17 protein-coding genes and 1 riboswitch are annotated in these 23,329 nt (G+C 69.1%); of the genes, 7 read left to right on the top strand and 10 right to left on the bottom strand.

From position 1 onward, the window contains the following. Positions 1-574: 574 nt before the first annotated feature. The 4 genes from ACWEH3_RS08240 to ACWEH3_RS08225 form a co-directional block, all read right to left on the bottom strand. Positions 575-862: a hypothetical protein gene (locus tag ACWEH3_RS08240; protein WP_450019130.1), complete on the bottom strand. Its 288-nt coding sequence runs from the start codon at positions 860-862 to the stop codon at positions 575-577. Positions 863-1,053: 191 nt separating this feature from the next. Continuing rightward, positions 1,054-2,016 (bottom strand): alpha/beta fold hydrolase, encoded by a 963-nt coding sequence (locus ACWEH3_RS08235; protein ID WP_450019128.1) that lies wholly within the window; start codon positions 2,014-2,016, stop codon positions 1,054-1,056. A 331-nt stretch (positions 2,017-2,347) separates the two neighbouring features. Further along, complete coding sequence (locus tag ACWEH3_RS08230) at positions 2,348-4,303, bottom strand: acyl-CoA dehydrogenase family protein (protein WP_450019126.1); 1,956 nt, start codon at positions 4,301-4,303, stop codon at positions 2,348-2,350. 159 nt (positions 4,304-4,462) lie between these two features. Then, a complete protein-coding gene (locus ACWEH3_RS08225) occupies positions 4,463-5,644 on the bottom strand; it encodes an ATP-binding protein (RefSeq protein ID WP_355071089.1) in 1,182 nt (393 codons plus the stop codon). Between the two features lie 168 nt (positions 5,645-5,812). Here ACWEH3_RS08225 and ACWEH3_RS08220 point away from each other — a divergent pair, with 168 nt between their 5' ends. The 3 genes from ACWEH3_RS08220 to ACWEH3_RS08210 all read left to right on the top strand — a co-directional run bounded on the left by ACWEH3_RS08220 (position 5,813) and on the right by ACWEH3_RS08210 (position 7,542). Further along, complete coding sequence (locus tag ACWEH3_RS08220; protein ID WP_355071090.1) at positions 5,813-6,070, top strand: hypothetical protein; 258 nt, start codon at positions 5,813-5,815, stop codon at positions 6,068-6,070. Positions 6,071-6,290: 220 nt separating this feature from the next. Further along, positions 6,291-6,455, top strand: a riboswitch (cyclic di-AMP (ydaO/yuaA leader). An 82-nt stretch (positions 6,456-6,537) separates the two neighbouring features. After that, positions 6,538-7,134 (top strand): C40 family peptidase, encoded by a 597-nt coding sequence (locus ACWEH3_RS08215; protein ID WP_450019124.1) that lies wholly within the window; start codon positions 6,538-6,540, stop codon positions 7,132-7,134. Positions 7,135-7,137: 3 nt separating this feature from the next. After that, positions 7,138-7,542 (top strand): RNA-binding S4 domain-containing protein, encoded by a 405-nt coding sequence (locus ACWEH3_RS08210; RefSeq protein WP_450019122.1) that lies wholly within the window; start codon positions 7,138-7,140, stop codon positions 7,540-7,542. Between the two features lie 21 nt (positions 7,543-7,563). Here the strand turns inward: ACWEH3_RS08210 and ACWEH3_RS08205 are convergent, their stop codons facing one another. The 3 genes from ACWEH3_RS08205 to ACWEH3_RS08195 are packed head-to-tail and all read right to left on the bottom strand — an operon-like array spanning position 7,564 to position 14,785. Then, the gene (locus ACWEH3_RS08205; RefSeq protein ID WP_450019120.1) at positions 7,564-9,426 is read right to left on the bottom strand and encodes a fatty acyl-AMP ligase; all 1,863 of its coding nucleotides are present in this window, start codon (positions 9,424-9,426) and stop codon (positions 7,564-7,566) included. Further along, positions 9,423-14,492, bottom strand: coding sequence for an SDR family NAD(P)-dependent oxidoreductase (locus tag ACWEH3_RS08200; RefSeq protein ID WP_450019118.1), 5,070 nt, complete (start codon positions 14,490-14,492; stop codon positions 9,423-9,425). Before ACWEH3_RS08200 ends, ACWEH3_RS08205 begins: the two co-directional genes overlap by 4 nt. Beyond that, complete coding sequence (locus ACWEH3_RS08195; protein ID WP_051021465.1) at positions 14,489-14,785, bottom strand: acyl carrier protein; 297 nt, start codon at positions 14,783-14,785, stop codon at positions 14,489-14,491. Before ACWEH3_RS08195 ends, ACWEH3_RS08200 begins: the two co-directional genes overlap by 4 nt. A 150-nt stretch (positions 14,786-14,935) precedes the next feature. Here ACWEH3_RS08195 and ACWEH3_RS08190 point away from each other — a divergent pair, with 150 nt between their 5' ends. After that, on the top strand, positions 14,936-15,907 hold the full coding sequence (locus ACWEH3_RS08190) for an MBL fold metallo-hydrolase (RefSeq protein WP_450019115.1): 972 nt from the start codon (positions 14,936-14,938) through the stop codon (positions 15,905-15,907). 6 nt (positions 15,908-15,913) lie between these two features. Here ACWEH3_RS08190 and ACWEH3_RS08185 read toward each other — a convergent pair whose 3' ends face one another. After that, the gene (locus tag ACWEH3_RS08185; RefSeq protein ID WP_450019113.1) at positions 15,914-16,891 is read right to left on the bottom strand and encodes an NAD(P)H-dependent flavin oxidoreductase; all 978 of its coding nucleotides are present in this window, start codon (positions 16,889-16,891) and stop codon (positions 15,914-15,916) included. 342 nt (positions 16,892-17,233) lie between these two features. Here ACWEH3_RS08185 and fadD5 point away from each other — a divergent pair, with 342 nt between their 5' ends. Together fadD5 and ACWEH3_RS08175 are read left to right on the top strand one after the other, a co-directional pair. Continuing rightward, positions 17,234-18,805, top strand: a complete 1,572-nt coding sequence (gene fadD5 / locus ACWEH3_RS08180) for a fatty-acid--CoA ligase FadD5 (RefSeq protein ID WP_450019111.1) — start codon at positions 17,234-17,236, stop codon at positions 18,803-18,805. A 69-nt stretch (positions 18,806-18,874) separates the two neighbouring features. Then, positions 18,875-19,477, top strand: coding sequence for a cysteine hydrolase (locus ACWEH3_RS08175; RefSeq protein ID WP_450019109.1), 603 nt, complete (start codon positions 18,875-18,877; stop codon positions 19,475-19,477). 70 nt (positions 19,478-19,547) lie between these two features. On the opposite strand, the gene ACWEH3_RS08170 is transcribed toward ACWEH3_RS08175, so the two are convergent. After that, positions 19,548-20,120: a TetR/AcrR family transcriptional regulator gene (locus ACWEH3_RS08170; protein WP_450019107.1), complete on the bottom strand. Its 573-nt coding sequence runs from the start codon at positions 20,118-20,120 to the stop codon at positions 19,548-19,550. Between the two features lie 98 nt (positions 20,121-20,218). Here ACWEH3_RS08170 and ACWEH3_RS08165 point away from each other — a divergent pair, with 98 nt between their 5' ends. Further along, entirely contained in the window at positions 20,219-20,917 is a 699-nt protein-coding gene (locus tag ACWEH3_RS08165; RefSeq protein WP_450019105.1) for a class I SAM-dependent methyltransferase, read from the top strand. Here the strand turns inward: ACWEH3_RS08165 and ACWEH3_RS08160 are convergent. Further along, positions 20,914-23,286, bottom strand: coding sequence for a lysylphosphatidylglycerol synthase domain-containing protein (locus tag ACWEH3_RS08160; RefSeq protein ID WP_450019103.1), 2,373 nt, complete (start codon positions 23,284-23,286; stop codon positions 20,914-20,916). The genes ACWEH3_RS08165 and ACWEH3_RS08160 overlap by 4 nt on opposite strands. Positions 23,287-23,329 lie beyond the last annotated feature (43 nt).

The raw sequence follows: 23,329 nt of genomic DNA, 5'->3' as shown, positions 1-23,329 counted from the left end.
TTTTCGAAGTCACCTTCCGCGAAACAAGATTCGAGCAGGCAAAAACCGGATGCCGGAATTGCCTCTTCAACCGTCGTGTGAAGACATTGATCGTCGGCCATATCCGATCGGAATCAACCAGTTGACCTGCTCGGATGCACGCGGCAACGCCAGGGTGCGACCGGGTCGCCGTGCAGGCAGCTCCACGCGCCGCGCGGCCGCGCCGGGTGTCGGCCTCGGTGGTGTGCCCGCCGTGGTGAGCGAACGCCCGGTGCGGGAACCGACACGAGTGGAAGTCTGGGCGCCGGTGCGCGGGAGAACGACTCGATCGTCGCGCGGGGCAAGGTGAGCACCTTCATCGCGCTCGGTATCCGGGCGGGGTGAGCAGCTTGCGCACCATGGCGGGTCGCTGCACGAACTGGGTCGTGCGGGGGACCGACACGGCTCAGACGGCCATCGCGCGCGGTGCGATCACGGTGTCGCCGTGCGCCAGGTTGCCGGGACCGCGCGCAGACCGGTCGCACGGGTGCGGCCGCCACGGCGGGTATCGGGCAGGGAGTGCCGCGATGGGCGGCTCGCGCCGCCCACCCCGGAACTACTTCGTCCGCGGACGGGAGTGGAAGCCGAGCCCCTCGTCCTGTGCGCCCATCCAAGCGGCCTCGTCGGACTTGCTGTCCGGCACATAGATGACGTCCTGGGCGGTCCGCCGCACCTCGGGCGGCGGTGACTGCTCGAGTTCGTCGGCGTCGATGGCGAGGCGCTCGAGGTCGTTCTCCAACCGCAGCACCGTGCTGGCGTCGCCGTACTGGGTGCGGAGTACGCCGATGGATTGCCGGAGTTGGCCGACCGCGTAGCGTAGTTCCGCGAATTCGCTGCGAGTCATCGATACCTCCTGAATTCCCTGGCGGACATGCGAACTCGGTGCCGTGATGCGCGGTTGCCCGTTTGCCTTGCGCCGCGCTGTACCGAGCCGTGTGACCCACCACACAACGTGATCTACAACACAGTACCGAAAGAATCCGATCCTGGCTCGCGCGAGGTCGAAATCCGATGGTTGCCTCTCGATTGCCGAGCTCAGCCCGCTGCGGCGTACCCGGCACCCGATGGTGCCGCGGCGAACGCGCGCTCGGCGAGTCCGGCGATGGACAGCGCGACTTCTTCGGCCCGCTCGAGCAGCACGCTGTGCCCGGCGCCTTCGAGCCGGACCAGTTCTGAACCGCCGAGCTGGGAGGCCAGTGCCACCGAGTGCGCGAACGGGAAGATGAGGTCCGCCGAGCCCGCCAGCACCAGCGTGGGGATCGCGCCGAGCCGGTGCAGAGTCGCCGTCTCGTCGAAGGTGATCAGCGAGTGCAGGAATCCGGCCATGGTCAGTAGCGGCGTGTCGTTCAGCATGGCCGTGGCCAGCGCGGCGATCCGCGGGTTCACCTTCCGCGTGCCGAATTCGGCCTCGCGCAGGATCGGCGTGAACAGGCGGCGGGTCAGGCGCCTCGACGCCTGCATCACCCTCGGGGCGTGCGTGACGGCGGCTTGCAGCGAGTTCACTGCCCGCCGGTTCAACAGGCGCGCCAGCCCCACCTCAGTGATCCCGGCGGCAGCGGCCGCGAGCAACCCGACACCTGCGATCCGCGTGCCGATGGCTTGCGGGTAGAGCCGGGCGTAGGCGAGCACGACCATCGCGCCCATCGAGTGGCCGACCAGGATCACCGGACCCGTCGGCGCGACCGTCCGCAACACGGTGTCCAGGTCCTGCCCGAGCTGTTCGATGGTGTAGGTCGACGGATGCGCCACCCCGGATTCGCCATGGCCGCGATGGTCGTAGAACACCATCCTGGTGTCGTCTCCCCACTGCCGCAGGAGGTGCTCGCGCAGGTAGGTCCAGGATTCGGTGCGCAGGCAGTGGCCGTGCACGAAGACTACGGTCGCGAGGGCGTCGTCGGCGCCGAAGACGCGGACCGCGAGAGGAACGCCGTCTTCGGCCGGCACTGTGACGTGGTGGCCGTCGTGATCGGCGGTGCGGCGGGCGATGGTCGTGGACATGGCACCCTCCTGTGGGCGCGGCGCATGTTCGGCGCCTCTTGCCCAGATGTCGCACTGGATTTCCGCCCCGTTAACCCCCTACACCTGCCGTTACGCACACGTTGTCCAACCGAGGCTGCCGGTCGATCGAGCAGCTGGGCTCCGCCCGCACAGAAAAATCTACGAAATAGTAGTGAGAAAACTAGATAGCTTTAGATTGCCCTGATCGCTATGTGCGGCACGCTCGCGAGCAAAATCTGCCGTTCTCTAGGGGAATTCCGATAATGGCGAATAGTTCGCGAGCGACCGCCCGCCGCACGCTCGGGTGGGCGTGCGGCGGGTCCGCTACCGCTCAGGCTTCGGCGCGGGGACGCGTGGACGGCAGGAATGGATGCAGGAGGTTCTCCTCGGTGGACGGACCCATCTGCCACTCCGCGATCCACGGGCCGGTTCCCTCGCTCGGGTCGAGCACGCCGCCCTCCAGCCATTCGTAGCGGCCGTCGAGCACGCCGCGGGTGAGGGTGCGGTCGTCGTCGTCGGTGTTGTCCCACAGCGCGTCGAACAACTCGCGCACGCGCAGCCGCGACTGCCTGCAGAAGGTGTCCGCCAGTTCTTCGGCCGCCTTGCCCTCCGGCGCGTCGGCGGCGCGCAACGCGTGGGCTCGCACGCAGGCCGCCGACATCGCGAACAGCTCGGCGCCGATGTCGACGATCCGGCCGAGGAAGTTCTGCCGGTACTCCAGGCCCGCCTGCCACCGGCCCATCGCGTACATCAGGGACCTGGCCTGCTTGCGCGCACTGCGCTCGACGAATCGCAGATGCCGGGCCAGCACGCCGAACTCGGTATACGCCGCGGGTACCGTCCCCGCGCCGACCGCGAGCTGCGGGAACCACTTGGCGTAGAAACCAGTCGCGCCGACCGCGGCCTTCGCCTTGTCCTTGAACTCGGCCTTGCGGTCGACCAGAGCGCCGGCGGCCGCCATGTGCGCGTCGGCCATCTCCCTGGCGATCAGCAACCGCATGATCTCGCTGGAGCCTTCGAAGATGCGGTTGATCCGCAGATCGCGCACCAGCTGCTCGGCGGGGACGGCCCGCTCGCCCCGCGCGGCGAGCGAGGCGGCCGTCTCGTAGCCGCGGCCGCCGCGGATCTGCACGAGTTCGTCGGCGATCCGGCAGCTCATCTCACTGGCCCACAGCTTGGCCAGCGCCGCTTCGATCCGGATGTCGTTGCGGCCCTCGTCGGACATGGTGGCCGACAGATCGAGCGCCGCTTCCAGCGCGAACGTCGTCGCCGCGATGAACGCGATCTTCTGACCGACGGCCGCGTGCTCGCCGACCGGCCTGCCCCACTGCACCCGCTGAGTGCTCCACTCCCGCGCGATCTTCAGCGACCACTTGGCGGCGGCGGTGCACAACGCGGGGATGGCGAGCCTGCCCGCGTTCAGGGTGGTGAGCGCGATCTTGAGGCCGTCGCCCTCCCGGCCGATCAGGTTGCGCTTTGGCACCCGGACGTCGTGCATCCGGGTCAAGCCGTTCTCGATGCCGCGCAAGCCCATGAACGAGTTGCGCCGCTCGACGGTGATGCCCGGTGAGTCGGCTTCGACCACGAACGCCGAGATGCCACCGCGGTGCCCCTCGCTCTTGGGCACGCGTGCCATCACCACCAGCAACTCGGCGACCACGCCGTTGGTCGTCCACAGCTTCACGCCGTTGAGCAGGTAGGCCTCGCCGTCCTCGGTCGGCGTCGCGGTACTGGCCATCCTGGCCGGATCGGAGCCGACGTCGGGCTCGGTGAGCAGGAACGCGCTGACCGCCCCGGCCGCGCAGCGGGGCAGGAACTCGGCCTTCTGCTCGTCGGTGCCCGCCAGCTTCAGCGGTTCGGGCACCCCGATCGACTGATGTGCGGACAGCAGCACGCCGAGGCTCGGGTGCGCCGAACCGACCAGCATCAACGCTCGGTTGTAGCCGAACTGGGAAAGTCCCTGGCCGCCGAACGATTGTGGGATCTTCAAGCCGAAGCATCCGAGTTCGGCCAGGCCCTTGACGTACTCGTCCGGGATCCGGCTCTCCGCTTCGATCACCGATCCGTCGATGGACTCGCACAGCGTCCGCAGCCGGGACAGGAACGCCTCGGTCCGCTCGGCGTCCTCGGGGCTGGGCTCCGGATACGGGTGGATCAGGTCGAGCCGGAACCGCCCCAGGAACATTTCCTTGGCGAAGGACGGCTTGGCCCAGCTCGTTTCGCGGGATTCCTCGACCAGTGCGCGGGCCTGTTCTTCGGTGGCGTCGACTTTCGCGGCTGTCGCCATGGTGTCCTCCCTCGGACGTGATCAGGATCACATTCGAGTGTAGGAGGGTTTGTTACCCATCGGTAGGCCTGCTGGTCGAGATAAATCTACGAATATCTATTGATCTTGAAAGACAGGCGAATAGTTGGCAATCAATCGCTGCGCGGGGCAGGCGGCCGCTCAGACCGAGCGCAGATAGCGGCCGAAGTGCGGCACCGTGAATCCGATCGTGCCGCGCTCGGCGGAATAGATGAGACCTTTCTTGATCAGGCCGTCCCGGGCGGGCGAGAGGGAAGCCGGTTTGCGGCCGAGTTCGTTGGCCACCGCCGCGGTCGCCACCGGGCCGTCGTCGCCGGACAGGTCGGCCATGGCGCGCATGTATTCCCGCTCCGCAGGGGTAGCCCGCTCGTAACGGGAACCGAAGAATCCGACCGCCAACTCTTCCTCGGCGGCGGGCGATGCCACCTCCACATCTTCGGCCGTGATCGGGCTCTCCGGCGCCTGATCCCATGCGGCCTTGCCGTACGCCTGCACGAAATACGGGTAGCCATCGGCCTTACTGTACAACGAGTCCAATGCCTCGTCGGTGAATTTCACATCCTCGCGCTGGGCGGGCGCGATCAGCGCTTGGTCGGCGGATTCCCGGTCCAGGCGGTCGATACGGTGATAGCTGAATAGTCGCTCCGAGTAGCTCTTCGAGGCGGACAGCACCGCGGGCAGGTGCGGCAGGCCCGCACCGACCACGATCAGCGGTGCGGCGTCCTGGCTCAGTTCGTGGCACGCGCCGCAGATCGCGGAGATGTCGGCGGGTCCCAGATCCTGCATCTCGTCGATGAAGATCGCGATGCCGACGCCGATGTCACCGGCCAGCGCAGCCGCCTCGACCAGCAGCTCCACCAGATCGATCTCGATGTCGCCGGAGTCGGCCCGGCCGCTCACCGCGGGCACGTCGATGCCGGGCTGCCAGCGCTCCCGCATGCCCTTGTCCGCGGTGGACCGCAGCGCGAAAGCCTTGAGGATGCCGAGGAAGTCGTCCACCCGTTCCGGATTGCGGTGCGCCGTCGCGATCGCCCGCGCCGCCATGTGCAGCGCCGAGGACAGCGGGCGGCGCAATTCCTGGTCCGGGCGCGCCTCGATCTTGCCGGTGCCCCAGCCGCGCGAGATGGCGGCCGAGCGAAGCTGGTTGAGCAACACCGTCTTTCCGACGCCGCGCAAGCCGGTGAGCATGACGCTGCGTTCCGGCCTGCCGCGCGCGACACGTTCGAGCACGATGTCGAAAGCTGTGAGTTGCTTGTCGCGCCCGGCCAATTCGGGCGGGCGCTGTCCCGCCCCAGGGGCATACGGATTCCGCACGGGGTCCATGCCCCGACACCGTAGCGCGTTTCGTCCGGATAATCTGGGCACATCTATGGCGTGTTCTAGAAAGCCTTAGCGTTTCGTATTGCACTATTGCTCTCGCCGCCGGCTCTCTAGGCTGGTTGCGGTTCGCCAGAACGGTCGCGCGGCACGGCAGCGCGGGAAGGGAGGGGCATGTCCGACGAACCACCTCTCGCCGGCCTCGCCGAGGTAGTCGGGTCCTGGAACGTACCGGCGGGCGCCACGGTGGCCCAGCGCATCCGGTCCAACATCCTCGTCGCGATCGAGCGGGGCTACGACGATCCTCAGCTGGTCGCCGATCTCGCGGTCGGCCCGCTGGTCATGGCGCTCGGCAAGCTCGAGGTCGAGCTGGCCGAGGCGCGCCGCAGGATCGACGAGCTCGAGCGCGCGGTGCACGGAACGCGCCCCTGAACCCGAGTGGTCGGATGGATCGGCGTTGTCCTTCGGTGACCTCGCGCCGCTCGGCGAGATCAGTCCGTGACCTTCGCTTGGGCGGCCATTTTCCGCCGATCCAGGTGGGCTCCTGTCGTGATTGAAAAGGAGCAGCTCTGTGGGGTGGACAACATCGCGTCGGCACCGTAATCTCTTCGTGACTTAGTGGAACCAGTCGCTTCGTAAGAGAAACGGCGCCACTAGTTACCGCCTTAACGGCTGACGGGGCCAACCGGTCTCGGCTGTCGTACCGGGGACCCACAGGTTCGTCTGGGGTGAATCCTCGAGGCCGATTCAGGTCGCGAGGTAGGGCCGCTCTCCCGGCCCGAGCCCGTCAGCTAACCCGGTCGGCGGGAGAGCAGCAAGATCGGAGACGTAGCTCGGTGGGTAAACACAGCTTGCAACGGGATTCTCGGGTTCCGAATTCCGTCAAGGGTGCGATTGTCATGGGTGCGGTGGCCGCGACCGGCGCCATGCCCGCGATTCCGGCCATGGCCGCGACCATCAATGTTCCCGGTGTCGGCAATTTCGATGTTCCGCAGGAATGGGAACAGCCGGTCCAGCAGCTCAATCAGCAGATCCAGCAGGCGCTCGCGACCGTTCCCTCCGCCCCTGCCCAGGCGCCGCAAGAAGTCGCCCCTCAGGCTCCCAATTTCGCGCCCATGCTGCCGGGCCTGTTCGGCCAGCAGCAGAGCAACTCCCCGGGTGACATCGCCCTCGACGCCGCCAGGACCAAGGTCGGCGCCCAGTACTCCTGGGGCGCGGCGGGTCCCCGCTCCTTCGACTGCTCCGGTCTCGTCCAGTGGGCGTACCGTCAGGCGGGCATCGAACTTCCCCGCACCAGCTTCGAGCAGTCGCACGTCGGCGCTCCGGTCGCTTACAACGAGCTGAAGCCGGGTGACATCGTCATCACCAACGGCGGCGGTCACGCTGGCATCTACGCGGGCGACAACAAGCTCCTGAACGCTGTGCAGACGGGTACGCCGGTGTCCTACACGCCGCTGCGCCCCGACATGGTGGTCACCGCACGCCGTATCGTCTGACGAGTGGCCCGCGCCGAATCCGGCATCCAGAACACCGCCACCCAGGCCCGCGTTGATTCGTGGACCTGGGCGGTGCGTCTGTTCAAGACCAGATCCGCCGCTGCGGAGGCATGTCGTGGCGGGCACGTCCGGGTGAACGGCGCGACAGTCAAGCCCGCACAGCCCGTGCGTCCCGGTGACGAGGTCCGCGTCCGCGCGGGCGGTATCGAACGCATTGTCATCGTGGAGCGGATCGTCACCAAGCGCGTCGGCGCTCCGATCGCCGCGCAGTGCTTGATCGATCGCAGTCCGCCTCCTCCCCCGCGCGAAATCCTGGCGAGCATGCCCCGCCGTGACCGCGGTGCCGGGCGGCCCACCAAGCGTGAGCGTCGCGAGACCGACCGTCTCATGGGCCGAGAAGAGCACTGAACGAAAGCCGGCGACCGCTGATCAGATCATGGCCACCGGGCTGAGGTGACCCGCCAGATAGCGTGCCCTGCACTCGCCGCGGCGGAGCTTTCCGCTGCTGGTCTTGGGGATTCGTCCCGGCTCGAGGAGCAGTACCGCACCGGGCATCACCTCGTGGGTGGACGCGACCGCGGTGCGGATGCGCCGGGCCAGGGCGAAGAGTTCGATCGGCTCGCGTCCCTCGACCGTGCCGAGTTCGGCGGCAACGACCAGGTCTTCGCGCAGCCCGTCGTCGTGCCCGAACGCCGTCACGTGACCCGGCCTGACCTCGGGTGCGCATGCCTGCACCGTCGCCTCGATGTCGGCGGGATAGTGATTGCGTCCGTCGACCACGATGACGTCCTTGCGGCGGCCCGCGATGTAGAGCTGGCCCTCGTACTGGAAGCCGAGGTCGCCGGTGCGCAGCCAGCCCGCAGTGCTTCCCGGCACCGCGGCGCCGAATATCTCCGCCGTGGCATCCGGTCTCCCGAAATATCCGTCGCACACATTGTCTCCGGCCACCCAGATCTCGCCGACGCGTCCAGTGGGCAGCACGGTTCCGAGCACCGGATCGACGATCCGCAGCTGTTGTCCAGCGGGTGCGCCGCACCCGACCAGCGGCACACCGTCCACGGATCCCGCCGCATCCTCGGACAGCGCGACCGCGCGGCCTTCGGACAGTGCGGCGCGGTCGAAACGGTGCCATACCGGGTTCTCGCGCTGGTCGCAGACGGTGACCGTCAGGGTGGCCTCGGCCAAGCCGAAGCCGGGAGTGTGCGCGTGATGGCGAAAACCGTAAGGGGCGAAGGTTTCGGTGAACTCCTGCAAGGCGTCGGCGCGGACCGGCTCCGAGCCGTTGAGCACGATCTCGAGTCCGGACAGGTCCAGCCCGGCGCGCTCGGCGAGGGTGGTGCCCGACACCGCGAGTTTCAAGCCGAAATTGGGACACCCCGTGGTACCGGCGCGGTAGTCGGCGATCGCGCGCAGCCAGCGGACGGGGCGCTTCACGAACTCGGCAGGCGCCAGCGTGATGCCGTGCACGCCCAGGAAGAGTGGCAGCGAAAGGCCGAGGATCAGACCCATGTCGTGGAAGAACGGCAGCCAGGTCACGACGGGCCGATCGTCCGCGACCGACACGGCGTGCCCGAGTTGCGTCAACGCCGTGGCGAGATTGTCGTGCGTGACCCGGACGCCCGCGGGAGACTTCGTCGATCCGGAGGTGTACTGCAAATAGGCCAGCTCGTCGCACACCGGATCGATCACCGGTGCGGCCGACGGCGTGGCGGGACGAACGCCGGGTGCGACGAAGCGTGTCTCGAATGATCCCGCGCGGCGTGCCGTCGGGTCGGCCACGCTCGCCGACGCCATCGCGGTAGGCGCGCCGGACCTGATTCCCTCGGCTGAACCCCATTCCGGCACAGCCGGATTCGCGGGCAAGGTGAGTACTCGGCCCAATGCGGTGCCCAAGATCGGCGCGGTGATCTCGTCGTGAGCGGAGAGCAGGCTGAGCGAGGGCCTGGCATCGGCCAGGACGGCGTGCAGGCGTTCGCGGTTGCGTGCGCCCGCGGCCGGGAACAGCGGCACCGCGACCCGATTGCTGTACAGGCAGGCGAGAAACGCCACCGCGTAGTCGATGCCGTGGGCGCAGAGGATGCCCACGCGATTGCCGGGGGCGCTTTCCTGCCGCAGTCGTGCGGCCAGCGCGCCCGCCGCGGCATGCAGGCGCGCGTAGGTCAGCGTGACGGGCTTGCGTTCCTGGACGCGGAACCGCAGCTCGGTGAAGGCGGGCTCGTCCGGGCGGGTGGCGGCCCACGCGGCCACCGAAGTCGCGAGACCATTCCCCGCCGCGTGGTCGACGCGGCTCACGAGGTCTCTCCGGTGTTCGCGGCGACCCGATCCAGCAGGGCGGCGCCGAGGGCGGTGATAGTGGGGTGCTTGAACAACTCCGCGGTCGCGATTCGGACGCGCAGCCGGGCTTCCAGGTTTCGGCGCATCTCGATCGCGAGCAACGAACTGAGTCCGAGTTCGTTGAAGTCGGCCCCGGCGTCGATGTGCTCGGCGGGCAGATCGAGCGTGCTCGCCAGGACGCGGCGGATGGTCGTGGTCAGCGGTTCGGCGGGCTCGGGCGTGCGCTCACTCGCCTCGGCGCGGGCGGGCGCGGGGCCGGGACGGCCGTCGGGCACGAGCAGATTCGTCAAACGGATCGCGATCGGGGAGGTGTCGGTCGTCGGCGTGTGCTCCAGCGCCAGGAGGTATGGGCCGTCGTAGCGCAGGACCCGGGACAGTACGGCGCTTCCGCCCGGCAAGTCGAACGCGCCGATGCCCGCCCGACGCAAATGGCTCGCGCCGCCTGCCGCCGCGGTGAGGCCGGAATCCCACAGCCCCCAGCCGATGCTCAGGATCCGTCTGCCCGGATCACGCTGCGCGAGTGCGTCCATCGCGGCGTTGGCGGCAGCGTACGCGGCCTGCCCCGGTGCACCGAGGGCGCCGGTAGCCGAGGAGAACAGCAATACGAAGTCGGTGGCGTCGGTGGCGGTGAGCTCGATCAGATTGCCCGCCGCGGTGGATTTGGGGAGGAACGTCCTGGTCAGCTGGCCCGCGGTGATCGCGTCGAACCCGGCGTCCTCAAGCACGCCCGCCGCGTGCACGACACCGCGGATCATCGAGTCGGAGGCCCGGATGTCGCTGAGCGCGTTGGCCAGGTCATCCCGGTCGGCGGCGTCGCAGCGCACCACGACGATGCGGTCCTCCAAGCCGTCGAGCAGCGCGGGCACCGGGCGAGGCGCCCTGGTCAGCACCACCACGTCGCGCGCGCCCGCGTCGAGCAACCAGCGCACGGCGACCGAGCCGAGCGTGCCCAGTCCGCCGGTGACGACGTATGTTCCGTTCGCGTCGACGCCGACGGCAGGCACGGCGCGTGGTCGCGCGGGCGTGAAGCGACGCACCGTGGTCTCGCCCGCCGACAGGCGCAGCTCGTCGGGAACGGCGCTGTCGGTGGTCGCCACCAGGCGGGTGAGCAGCGGGAGGTTCCTGGGATCGGGGTCGGCCCAGACCAGGCGCACCGTACGACCCGTCTCCAGTTGCAGCGAGCGCACCAGTCCGGCGATCGCCGCGGGGACGACCGAGGCCGCCACGGCGGGCTCATCGGGCCGCGGGCGTGGGCGGCCCGAATCCTCGTGCGGCAGTATCACCGTCACGGACGCGGTGGCGTCGTGAGCGGAGATCAGTTGCAGCAGTTCGAGGACACGACCGGCCGCCGCGGCGCTCTTGCCCGCGCTCACGCCGAAACCGGTGGGCCAGACGGCCACTACGGCGTGGTCACCGCTGCGCCCGGCCAGTACCGCGCTGACGAGTGAGCTCGCGTCGTCCGGTTCTCGCGCGATCCGTTCGGTGGGCAGCTCGGCGTCCAGCGCGCGAGCGAGTCGGACAGCGAGGTCGGAGGCGCCGACCACCACCGCGCGCCGCACGAGGGTCGCGGGTGCGTCATCGAGCCCGAGTGAACCGGGATCGCGCGACTCCCAGGTCTCCTGACGGAAGGGCGCGTTTCGCGTTTCGTGTTCGGCGGGCGCCGTGCGAAGGGTGCCGAGCCCCTCCTCGTCGGTGGAGTCGGCATAGCGAATGTGCACACCGGAGAAGGCGAGACAGGGCACCCCGTGCTGGTCGGTCGCGATGACGTCGCCGACCAATCCGGTGTCGGCGCGCTCGCGGACCAGCGCGTGCACCTCGAGCACGTGGCGATTCGGTTCATTTGACAGCCAGGCCGAGTCGATGCCGATGGGCAGTGGAATCGACGTACCGGGCAATTCGTCGAACACCGCCGCGGCGAGCACGTGCAGGCAGCCGTCCAGCGTCGCGGTGCGATGCAATTCGGCGGCGTCGAACAGGCCCAGCGCCCGTCCGGTGCCCGCGGCGATGCCGCGCAGCGTGCGGAATCGCGGACCGTACTCCAGCCGTCTGCGGCGCAATTCCTGGTAGAAGACGCCGGTGGTGATGACGCGCATGTGATGTCTTGCGGCCCGGTTTGCGTCGACCACCCGCATCCATGCGACGATATCCGCGGGTGTGGGGTCACCGGCGGGCCGGGCCGAAGCCAGCGTTCCGGTGCCCGTGACCTCCGCCCGTACGCTTTCCTCCGCTCCCGGCCCGCGATAGACGACCGCGGGCAGGGCGCTGGGATCGGTCCTCTCGTGTACGGCGAAGTCGGCCAGCGCGGCCGCCCCCGTCGTGTCCTCGGCGAGCCGCAGCAGCCGCCGCAGCCAGAAGACGGCGGGCACGATGTTGTCGCCCTGTACCACGTGATGGGTCAGATCCTCGGCGGCGAAGGCGGATTCGGGGACGTGCGCGCTCGCGGGTCCGGCCAGCAGGAGCGGGAATTTCCGCTTGCGCCACTGCCGCGGTACGGGAGTGCCGAAGGGGCCGAGCGCGGACCAGTCGACCGGCCGCCCCTCCAGGTACAGCCCGGCCACGCCGGTGAGGAAGCCGCTCGCCTCGTCATCACGCAGCGCCACCGCATGCGTGCCGTCGCGGAAGTCCGGGTACTCCCGCACCGCCGCGAGCAGCACCGGCTGCGGGCCGATCTCCACCACGGTGGCGATGCCGTCTTCGGCCGCGCGCTCGAGCGCGGCCGCCAATTCCACCGTGCCCGCGGCATTCTCCGTCCAGTAGTCGCGGTCCATGGCGGCGGTGGTGATTTTCGCGCCGCGCCGCGCCGTCGAATACACCGGCAGGCGCGGCGTCAGGGGCGTGATCTCGGTCAACGCCGCGACGAAAGGCGCGAGCACGGTGGTGACCTGCGGGCTGTGCGCGGCGAAGTCGACCGCGAGCCTGCGCGCGAACATATTGCGGCGCGTGGCCCGCCGCACCAGCGTGTCGATATAGCGCGGGGTGCCGGACACGACTACCGACCTCGGGCCGTTGATCGCGGCGACGGCCACTTCCGATCGCATCGGCTCCACGAGTTTGGCCGCCTCCCCCGGGGCCGCCTCCAGCACTGCCATCGCGCCGCGCCCGTCCAGATGCGCCAGCGTCGCGCTGCGCAGCACCACCACGCGCGCCGCGTCCGCGAGGGTCAGCGCGCCGCTCACCGCCGCCGCCGCGATCTCGCCGAGACTGTGGCCGGCCACCGCATCAGGGCGGATTCCCCATGCCGCCAGCAATTTCACCAGCGCCACCTGGAAGGCGAACAACGCGGGCTGCACCAGATCGGTGGCCTGCGCCGCACCCGCGGAGGTGAAACCGTGACGCGGCGTCCAGACCCGCGGCCCGCCCGCCGTCACGATCGCGTCGGTCGCCTCGGCGAGTGCGGCGGCGAAGACCGGATATCGCGCCGCCAGCGCACGGCCCATCTTCGGATGCTGGCCGCCTTGCCCGGAGAACAGGAACAACAGCCCGCCACGGCGGCGGTTCGCCACGGGGCCCAGCGCCGCGTCGGTGTCGCCGTGGCCGAGCGTGCGCAACCGGTGCACCGCGTCGGCGTGATCGTGCGCGAGGATCGCGGCCCGGGTCGGCTCCGGCACCGCTCGCGCCGCCGCTGCGACCGATTCGGGCAAGGAGGGCCCTGTTCGGTCGAATTCATCGGCCAGCCGCAGCGCGCGGTCGCGCAGTTCCTCCTCGTCACGTGCGGTGAGCGGCAGCAGTATCGGGAAGTGCGCATCGTGTTCGGGTCGCGCTCGCGTGGCGCCGCGGAGCACGAGATGCGCGATCGTGCCGCCGAATCCGAACGAGCTGATGCCCGCCACGCGTTCCGTCGCGTCCACCCGGCTCCAGTCCACCGGCTCGGTGGGCACGCGCAGGCCGCGTTCGGCCAAGTGCAGCAGCGGATGCTCGGTGTGCACGTTGATCGTCGGGGCGATCACCCCGTGGTGGATGGACAGCGCGGTCTTCACCATCCCGGTGATTCCGGCGGCGGCCTCCAGATGCCCGATGTTGGACTTCACCGAACCGATCCAGATCGGGTCGTCCGTGCCGTCACCGAGCGCGGCGGCGAGCGCGCCGACCTCCACCGCGTCACCCAAAGGCGTTCCGGTGCCGTGGCATTCGATGTACCCCGCGCTGCTGGGCGGGCGCCCGGCTCGCGACCACGCGGCCCGCAACGTCTCCTGCTGTGCGCGGCCGTTCGGCGCGTACAGGCCGTTGGAGCGCCCGTCCGATCCGACGGCGGTTCCGACGATCTCCGCGTACACCCGGTTGCCCTCGCGTACCGCGTCCGCGCTGCGCTGCAGAATCACCACGGCGCAGCCGTCGCCGCGGGTGTAACCGTCCGCGGCGACGTCGAACGGCGTCGAGCGTCCGCCGGGCGACAGGAAGCCGCCCTCGGCCAGGTAGTTCGAGGTGTGTTCCAGCAAGACGAGATTGACGCCGCCCACGATGGCGAACGGGACGGCGCCGTCGGCGAGCAGCCGGACCGCGAGGTCGACCGCGGCGAGCGAGGACGAGCATGCGCTGTCGAGTACCAGACTCGGCCCGTGCAGGTCGAGCACGTACGACAACCGGTTGGCGATGATGCTGAGCGCCGACCCGGTCACCGCGTAGGGCGCGTCGTGACCCGCCCGGCCGAGCACCGCGATGCCGTGGTCATACCCCGACGCGCCGAAGACGACGGCCGCGCCGGAACCCCGCGTGCGATAGCCGATCCCGGCGTCGTCGAGCGCCTCGACCGCGACTTCCAGCGCGAGCCGCTGCTGCGGATCCATCAGCGCGGCCTCGCGGTCGGAGATGGTGAACCAGTCGTTGTCGAAGGACTCGACATCCGCGAGGTACCCGCCGCGCCGCGAGCCCAGCCGCCCGGCGGGCGGGGCGGACGTGGCGTCCCGGCCCTCGAGCAACAGCTGCCAGAACTCGGCGACGCTCGCCGCCCCGGGCAGTCGGCAGCCGATGCCGATGATGGAGACGGGTGGATGCGAGCCGACGGAATCAGTAGCCGCGCTGCTCATCGCATCGCGAGATACTCGACAAGCTGTTCGATGTCCGGATGGTCGTAGATCGCGGTGAGCGGAACTTCGACTCCCATGGCGTCCTCGAGGTGGGCGGTCAGCCTCGCGAGCTGAGTGGAACCGAGGCCGAGATCGGTAAAGGGTGAGTTGGTCGACACCGAGGCGGCGTCGACGCCTAGTAGATCCGCTACGGCAAGGACGGCGGCGCAAGTGAGCGCGGTGCGTCGGCTATTGCCGAGCGAACCGTCGTGTTCCGGTGCACCACTGTGCCCGTCCGGAAGACCGGGCCGCATCGCGTCCTCCCTCCCCGTCTCCCCGGCTGCTGTTACCGCTCGAGAACGGTACCCCCGCGATTATGCCGCAGAAACCGCCCGGAGCAACGTCGCATATCCGCTGCCTGCCCGGCTCTTTCGCGAACCGGCGTGATCACATACGGTGGCACCGTGACCGAACCGGACAGCGGTGCCGCCACCCGTGCCGAGCGCACGCCGACTCTGCCCACCCTGCTGCGCTGCTGCGCCGCGCTGGCGGCCACGCCGGGCCGGTTGTTGCGGCCGCGCCGCCCCGACACCGCCCTGCTGGCGAACCTCGAAGCGCTGCCGCCGCCCGCCGCGAGCGCCACGGTCCGGCTGACCGTACTCATCCAGGCCACCATGTCGGCGCCGACCACGATCGTGGCCGAGGGCGTGCGCAGCCTGCGGGAGATGCGGCTGTCGATGGCGGCGTTCCTGGTCGAGCATCCGAAGGCGCGGTTCCTGGTCGACCCGGCCCTGTGTGCGGGCGTGCACGAACGCGTGCTGCCCGAATTGCCGTTCCCGGTGCCGCTGCTCGTCGCGCCGGACAAACCGGTGCTCGGGTTGTCCGACGCGCTCGCCGCGCACGATGTCGCGGGCGAGGACATCGATTTCGTGGTGCCGACCCATCTGCACTGGGATCACGTCTCGGGCCTGCTGGAGCTGCCCGCCTCGGTCGAGATCCGATTGCCGGGAGTCGAGTACGACTGGGCGATGGGTGGCGCGCACGCACCGGCCGGTGTGGCGCGCGGACCGCTGCGTGGGCGCAGTTTCGACCGCTTCGAGCTGGACGGACCGCCCGTGCTGACCTTCCCGCGCAGCAAGGACCTGTTCGGTGACGGCTCGGTGCTGCTGGTCGATCTCGCGGGCCACACGCCGGGCAGCATTGGCGTGCTGCTCGCGGTGGACGACGGCAGCCGCGTGCTGTTCGCCGGCGACGCCGTCTGGAGCAAGTTGCAGGTGGAGCTGCTGCGGGAGAAGGCGCCGATGCCCGGCAAGCTGTTCGACGCCGACCGGGACGCCGCCTTCACCACGATCCATCGCCTGCACGCGCTGCCCGACGGCATCGAACTCGTCGCGAGCCACGACTACGCGGCCGTCACCGCCCGCGCGGCCGAGTAACCGCCGTCAGCCGACCACCACGGTTTCGGCCAGACGGGCCGTGATCAGCTCCTCGGCCTCGGTGACCATCCGCCCGATCAGCTCGGCGCAGGTCGGGATGTCGTGGATCAGGCCCTGGCACAGGCCGACCGACCAGATGCCCGCGTCCAGATCGCCTTCCTCGAACACCCGGCGGCCGCGCGCGCCCGCCACCAGGTCTCGCACGTCGTCGAAGGTGCCGCCGGACTTCTCGATCTCGACGACCTTGCGGCTGATCTCGTTGTCCGCCACCCGCGCAGTGTTGCGCATGGTGCGGAAGATGAGCTGGGTGTCGCGCTCGGAGTTCGCGACGATCTTCTCCTTGACCTTCTGATCGATCGAGGACTCCTGCGTGCACAAGAACCGGGTGCCCATGTTGACGCCGTCCGCGCCGAGGGCGAGCGCGGCGACCAGGCCGCGGGCGTCGGCGATGCCGCCGGAGGCGATCATCGGGATGCTCAGCTCCCGTGCGGCGGCCGGGATGAGCACCAGGCCGGGGACGTCGTCCTCACCGGGGTGGCCCGCGCATTCGAAGCCATCGATGCTCACTCCGTCCACGCCGATCCGCTCGGCCTTCAGCGCGTGCCGCACGCTGGTGCACTTGTGCAGCACCTTGATGCCCGCGTCCTTGTAGTAGGGCAGGAACGGTTCGGGGTTGCTGCCTGCCGTTTCGACGATCTCGACGCCGCTGTCGATGATCGCCCGCATGTATTCCGCGTACGGCGGCGGATTGATCGACGGCAGGATGGTGACGTTCACGCCGAACGGCTTGTCGGTGAGTTCCCTGGTGCGCGCGATCTCGCGGCGCAGGTCGTCCGGGGTCGGCTGGGTCAGCGCCGTGATGAAGCCGAGCCCGCCCGCGTTGGCGACGGCCGCGACGAGTTCGGCCCGCCCGACCCACATCATGCCGCCCTGCACGATCGGGTGTTGCACCCCGAACTTCTCGGTGAACCTGGTTCGCAGCATTGCGCTTCTCCTATGTCTCGCGCGGGCGTGCCGGTTCGCCCGTTCGGGTCGATGGTGACACGAGAATCGGCCCGTCTTCAACTCACAAGTGAGCCGTGGTTCGCATATTTGGTGATCTTCACCGCTGCCGTTTCCACTTCGCAACCGCTCGGCAGGAGGTCAAATATACTGCTAGAAGACTTCAAGCCGGACCGGGCCCCACATCCGGGCCGATTAACCCGGATTCATTCCGCAATCTCTTGCCGGGCGTTTAAGTTAGTTGCTATTCTGCACGCGATTCAGCCCGTCGCCGCCGTCGGACAACCCGGCGGGCCGATGACGGTCCGAGAGGAGTTCGTGGCAATGACCACCGGGGCAGCAGCGCTCGACGAGCCGATCAGGTCGCGGCGTAATCACTGGAACAACCAGATCGCCGTGCACGCGCAGATGCGCCCGGACGCGGTCGCGATCCGGTTCCGTGGCGTGGACACGACCTGGCGGCAGTTGCACGAGCGGTCGCTGAAGTTCGCCGACGGACTGGCGCGCCGTGGCGTCGGGTTCGGCGACCGGGTGCTGATCCTGGCGCTGAATTACCCGGAATACCTCGAGGCCGTGTTCGGCATCAACGCGCTGGGCGCGATCGCGGTCCCGGTCAACTTCCGGCTCACGCCGCCGGAGGTCGCCTATATCGTCGGCGACAGCGGGGCCAAGGCGGTCGTCACCGATACCGTGCTGCGGCCGCTGGCCGCCGCCGTGCGAGCGCAGGCGCCCGCCCTGGAGACCCTGGTGGTGATCGGCGGCGCGTCCGAGGACGGCGTCATCGGCTACGACGACCTGATCGCCGAATCGGGTGAGCCGCACACCCCGCCGGACATCCCCGAGGACACCCCCAGCCTGATCATGTACACCTCGGGCACCACCGGCAGCCCGAAGGGCGCGGTGCTGACCCACGCGAATATGAACGCGCAGGCGCTGACCTGCATCCGAGCGCTGGCGCTGGAACCGGACTCGATCGGGCTGTGCACCTCGCCGCTGTTCCACATCGCCGGTCTCGGTAGCCTCGCGCCCGCCTTCCTGCTCGGCTCGAAGACGGTGCTGCATCCGCTCGGCGCCTTCGACGCCGGTGAGTTCCTGGACGCGCTGGAGCGCGAGCAGGCCACCTCCGCGTTCTGCGTGCCCGCGCAGTGGCAGCTGGTCTGCGACCATCCGACGGTGAAGGATCGCAAGCTCGCGCTCGAGGTCCTCAGCTGGGGCGCCGCGCCCGCCTCCGACACCGTGCTGCGCGCGATGGCCGAGTGCTTCCCGAACTCGTTCAACGTCGCGGTGTTCGGCCAGACGGAGATGTCGCCGATCACCTGCGTGCTGGAGGGCAAGGACGCCATCCGCAAGCTCGGCTCGGTCGGCAAGGTGATCCCCACCATCCAGGCGCGCATCGTCGACGACGAGATGAACGACGTCGCGCCCGGCGAAGTGGGCGAGATCGTCTATCGCGGCCTCACGCTCATGCAGGGCTACTGGAACAAGCCGGAAGCCACCGCCGAGGCCTTCGCGGGCGGCTGGTTCCACTCCGGCGACCTGGTCCGCCAGGACGAAGAGGGCTTCGTCTACGTCGTGGACCGCAAGAAGGACATGATCATCTCCGGTGGCGAGAACATCTACTGCGCCGAGGTGGAGAACGTCCTGTTCGCGCACCCGAAGATCCGGGAGGCCGCGGTGGTGGGCCGCACGCACGAGAAGTGGGGTGAGGTGCCGGTCGCGGTGGTCGCCCTGCACAACCCGGACGACGAGCTGACCTTGACCGAGTTGGAGCCGTTCCTCAACGAGAACCTCGCGCGCTACAAGCACCCCAAGGAGCTGGTGCTGCTTGCCGAGCTGCCGCGCAATGCGAGCGGCAAAGTGGTCAAAGTCCAGTTGCGCAAGGACTATTCGTCCTGAGCGTGCGGTGCGTTTCGGTTTCACGTGAATCGGACAATGCGCGCGGGCGCGAATGCGTAAGGTCGTCGCATGGCGATCCGACGCATCCGCGCCGCCGTGCTGGCGCTGCACTGGCAGGTGAATGTCATTCGGCCGGAGGGGTTCTTCGGTCCCATGCTGGCCGCGCCCGTGGCGGCTTCGGGCGTCGTGGCACGGGCGACGGACTTTCACGCCGCGGCGCTCGCGGCGCGGCTGCCGGTCGTCTTCACCCGGTTCACCATTCCGATCGGCGAGGGTGAACTGGTGCGCAACACCGGATTCATGCGCTCGGTCGGCGCGGCGCAGACCGAGTTCCGGCCGGAATCACCGGGCGCCGCGATCATTCCGGAGATGGCGGCGCAGCCGACGGAAGTCTTCGACAATCAGAAACTCTCCGGCCTGGCGGGGAGCAAACTGCCGGAATGGTTGGCCGATCAAGGGATCGAGACGCTCTTCGTCACTGGCGTCGCCACCAACCTGACCGTCGAGCAGACCGCACGGCACGGCACCGATCTCGGCTTCACCGTGTACCCGGTAGCCGACTGCGTGACCGCCGCCACCCCCGAAGCGCACGGCGCCGCCCTGGCCAACCTCGAACTCGTCACCGCGGGCAGTGTGCGCGCCGCGGATGCGCTGGAACTGATCAGCGGCTGAGCCGTTTTCACGATCGCCACCGGTGGCCGCCCCGGCGCACACCGACAAGGTGGTCGGCAGGGAGGGGCGGTCACGCACTCCGTCCGGCCAACCCTGCACCGATGAGGCGGACCACCTGCTGGTATGCCTCATCGGCCGAGAGCGGTGGGTGTCCTTCCGCGATCGCGCCGAGCAGGCCGACGACACCCCAGGACAGGAACGTCACGGTGGTCGCGAACTCGTCTTCCGGCATCGCCAGCCGGTCGCGCAGTCGCTCGGCGAGGATCTGCGCGACCATCACCCGCGTGGTGCGCAGTAGCACGGTGCCGCTCTTGCGGCCGAGCAGCGCCCGGTAGATCTCCGGGTGACGGGCGGCCAGCTCGAACAGCGTGCGCACCGGCGCGAGCGGTTCGGGAGCGTCCGCGTCGGTCTCCGCCGCGGTCATGGCCGCGCGCAGGTAGTCGGTGCTGCTGCGCAGCAGCAGATCGTCTTTGTCCCGGTAGTGGGTGTAGAACGTCGACCGCCCGACGTCCGCGCGCTCGAGGATGTCGCGGACGGTGATCCGGTCGTAGGCGCCTTCGACCATGAGCTCGATCAGCGCCCGATGCAGCGAGGCCCTGGTGCGCCGGACCCGGCGATCGGCGCTGTCCTGTTCTTCCGGCACGGTGCCTCCCGGACAAATGTCTCGTACGCGTCCGGTTACGGACGGTTTCCGTGGCATTGATCCTGGTCGGCGCGGCCATATCGGCAGATCCTGAACTCATGTCCGGAAACGAACGCCAGTCTGCCACGAATGGCCGCCCCGACGTCGGCGTGCTGCTCACCCAACCGCGCCGCTACCGAGCCCTCAAAGCCGCGCTTCTGCTCGGCCGGGCGAACCGCCTGAACGCCCGGCTCGCCGAGCTGGCTCGTCCCGCCGCCGGCGCCGAGGTCGTCGATGTCGGTTGTGGTCCGGGCGATCTCGCTCGCCTGCTCGCTCGCCGCGTCGGCCGGGTCACCGGCGTCGATCCGTCGCCGCAGATGATCGACTACGCGACCGCGCGCTCACATGACCTGGCCAATTGCCGGTTCGAAATCGGTACGGCACAGAATCTTCCGCTGCCCGACGCGTCCGCCGATCTCGTGACCTCGACCTTCGCGATGCATCACATCCCCGCGTCGCACCGTGCCGACGCCATCGCGCAGATGTTCCGGGTATTGCGCCCGGGCGGTCGGCTGCTGCTCGCCGACACGCTGCCGAGCGATCCGTTGCTCTCCACCGTGGTGCGCGTCATGGCGAGGTTCGCGGCGCACCGCACCCACGATGCCGATCACGACCACGGTGATCCACTGGCGGGCATCGATATCCGTCGGTATCGAGACGATCTGCGCGCGAACGGTTTCGAAAAAGTCGAATTCGTCGTAGTCCGCCCCGCGACCGCCGTGTTGCTGGCGAACAAGCCAGGCGAGACCGCCGCTTAGATCAGGTCCTTCTCAGCCAGCCAGCGCATGGCGCCCCATCCGCAGAACACCGGAAGCCAGCAGGTGAGTACGCGGTAGAGCAGCACCGAGGGCACCGCGATGTTCGCGGGCAGGCCGAAGGCGGCCAGACCACCGATCAGCGCCGCCTCGACCGCGCCGACACCGCCCGGGGTCGGCGCGGCCGCGGCCAGCGTGCCGCCGATCATGGTGACGATCGTGACGGTGATGAAGGTGGTGCCGCCGCCGAACGCCTGCACGCTGGCCCACAGCGCGCCCGCCATACCGACGGTGAGCGCCGCGCATCCGCCGATGATCACCGCGGAACGTTTGGGATCGCGGGCCAGGTCGGCGAGTTCGCTGATCACCTCCTGCAACTGCGGCCGCACCGCGTCGTTCAGCCAGCGGCGCAGTTTCGGCACGAACATGAACGCGCCGACGATGCCGACGCCGACGCCCGCGAGCAGATACAGCACCGTGGCGTGCGGGACGAAATGCGACAGGTCCGTCGAGGTGCCCGCCAGGATGCTGAACGCGAGCAGCAGGCCGACATGCGTGATCACCTGCACCGCCTGTTGCAGCGCGACCGCGGCGGTGGCGCGCACCGTGCCGATACCGGACTTCTGCAGAAACCGTACGCTCAACGCGAGTCCGCCGACGCCCGCCGGCGTGGTGGTCGCGGCGAAAGTATTGGCGACCTGCATGATGAGCAGATTCCGGATGTTCACCGCGCCGAACGCACAGGCCCACAGCGCCGCCGCCGCGCCGACGTAGGTCAGGGCGGAGACGAGCAGCCCGAGCAGCGCCCACCACCAGTTCGCCGTGCGCAGCTGGGTGAAAAAGGTCGGCACCGCGCTGATGAACGGGTAGGCCACGTACACCAGCCCGATCAGCAGGACCAACTGGATGATCTGGTTGCGGGAGAACCGGGTGATCTGCTCGGCTTCGATCCGGTCCTGACCGGTCTGTTTGCGCACCTCGTCGCGGGCGTCGGACAGCGCGGTCTTCCATTCCGGGACCGCTTTGCGGATACCGGTCGGTATGGCCGACTTGGTCAACCGGCTCGCCGCGGCGAGCACCCGCGCCTCGCCCAGGGTTTCGATCGCCGCACGCACGGCGGGCTCTTTGCCGAACGTCGCGGTGGTCGTCACCAGCAACTGGGCGATGTCGGATTGCAGTTGCGCGTCCGACGCTCCGTATTCGGCGTTGCCGAAGCCGCCGAACAGCGTGACGCCGTCGGCCACACGGATGTCGACCGGCCGCAGGTCGCCGTGTGAGATCTGTTTCCGTTGCAGAGTGTCCAGCGCCCGCCACACCCCGGGCAGCACTTCGGCGGACTGTTCGGTGATCGCCGTGCCGCACGGCTGGGTGCGCGCGTACAGTATCCAGCCGCGCGACAGCGCGGCGACCGCGACGGGGGTGCAGCTGCCGAGCCCCAGGTCGGCGACGGCGATCGCCATGAGCGCGCGATGCTCGACCGCGCGGTGCATGGAACCGTGGATGGCCGCGGTTTCGCTGGAGCGGAAGGTCAGCCAGCGCCACAGCTGGCGCAGCGCGCCGAAGCTGCGCTGGTTCTTGCCGAACATCTCGACGAGCAGCTCGCGTTCCGGCCCTTCGATGGCGGCGGCGAGCACCAACGGACCGCGGCCCGCCGGATGCACCACGGTGAACCCGGTGACCGTGTGGCCGCGTTCGGCGAGCACCCGCACGGCCGCGTCGAGCGGGACCTCCAGCGCGGGCGTGCCCACCACGAGCACGATCACCGCGCCGACCAGCCAGCCGACCGCGAGCCCGAACATCGCCCGGGCGGGTACCACGGTGCTGACCACGAGGTGGATCGGCGCGAACGCCAGCAGCAGGAACCACAACCAGCGCCGCGGGCGGGTTGGCAGCCACGGGCTGGCCACGGTGAGCATCGCGGCGATCATCGCGATCCAGCGCGGATCGTCGAGGAACTGGGACAGGAAGGTGTCCAACCGGTCGGGTACCTGCAGATGCCATTTCGGCGCGGAGAGGCCGGTGCCGGTGATGGACAACAGCAATCCCGCTACCGCCCCGGCCGCGGCGTAGCCCGCGAGCAGCTTCCACTGCCTGCCGATGATCAGCTCGATCAGGATCGCGAACGGCAGTGCGAGAATCGCCATGCCGTAGACCAGATACACCAGGTTCGACTGGTCCGGATTGAGGAAACCGACGATGGTGGAGACCGAGCGTTCCAGGGCCAGCCATTCCGGGCGGGTGATCAGTGAGGCCGCGATCACGACCGCCACCCACAGCGTTGCGAGGACGACCCGGACGATGTCGCTCGTGCGTCGGATCAGCGGCTGTAGCAGGCTCCCCGTGACCGGGATCTCCCGCCCGTCCACTCGCATGCTCGCCCGCCTCTCCGGGTATTCAGGCCGTACTGGTCGGAGC

The sequence above is a fragment of the Nocardia sp. NPDC004718 genome, from assembly GCF_053601535.1.
This window is presented reverse-complemented; position numbering and strand designations above follow the sequence as displayed.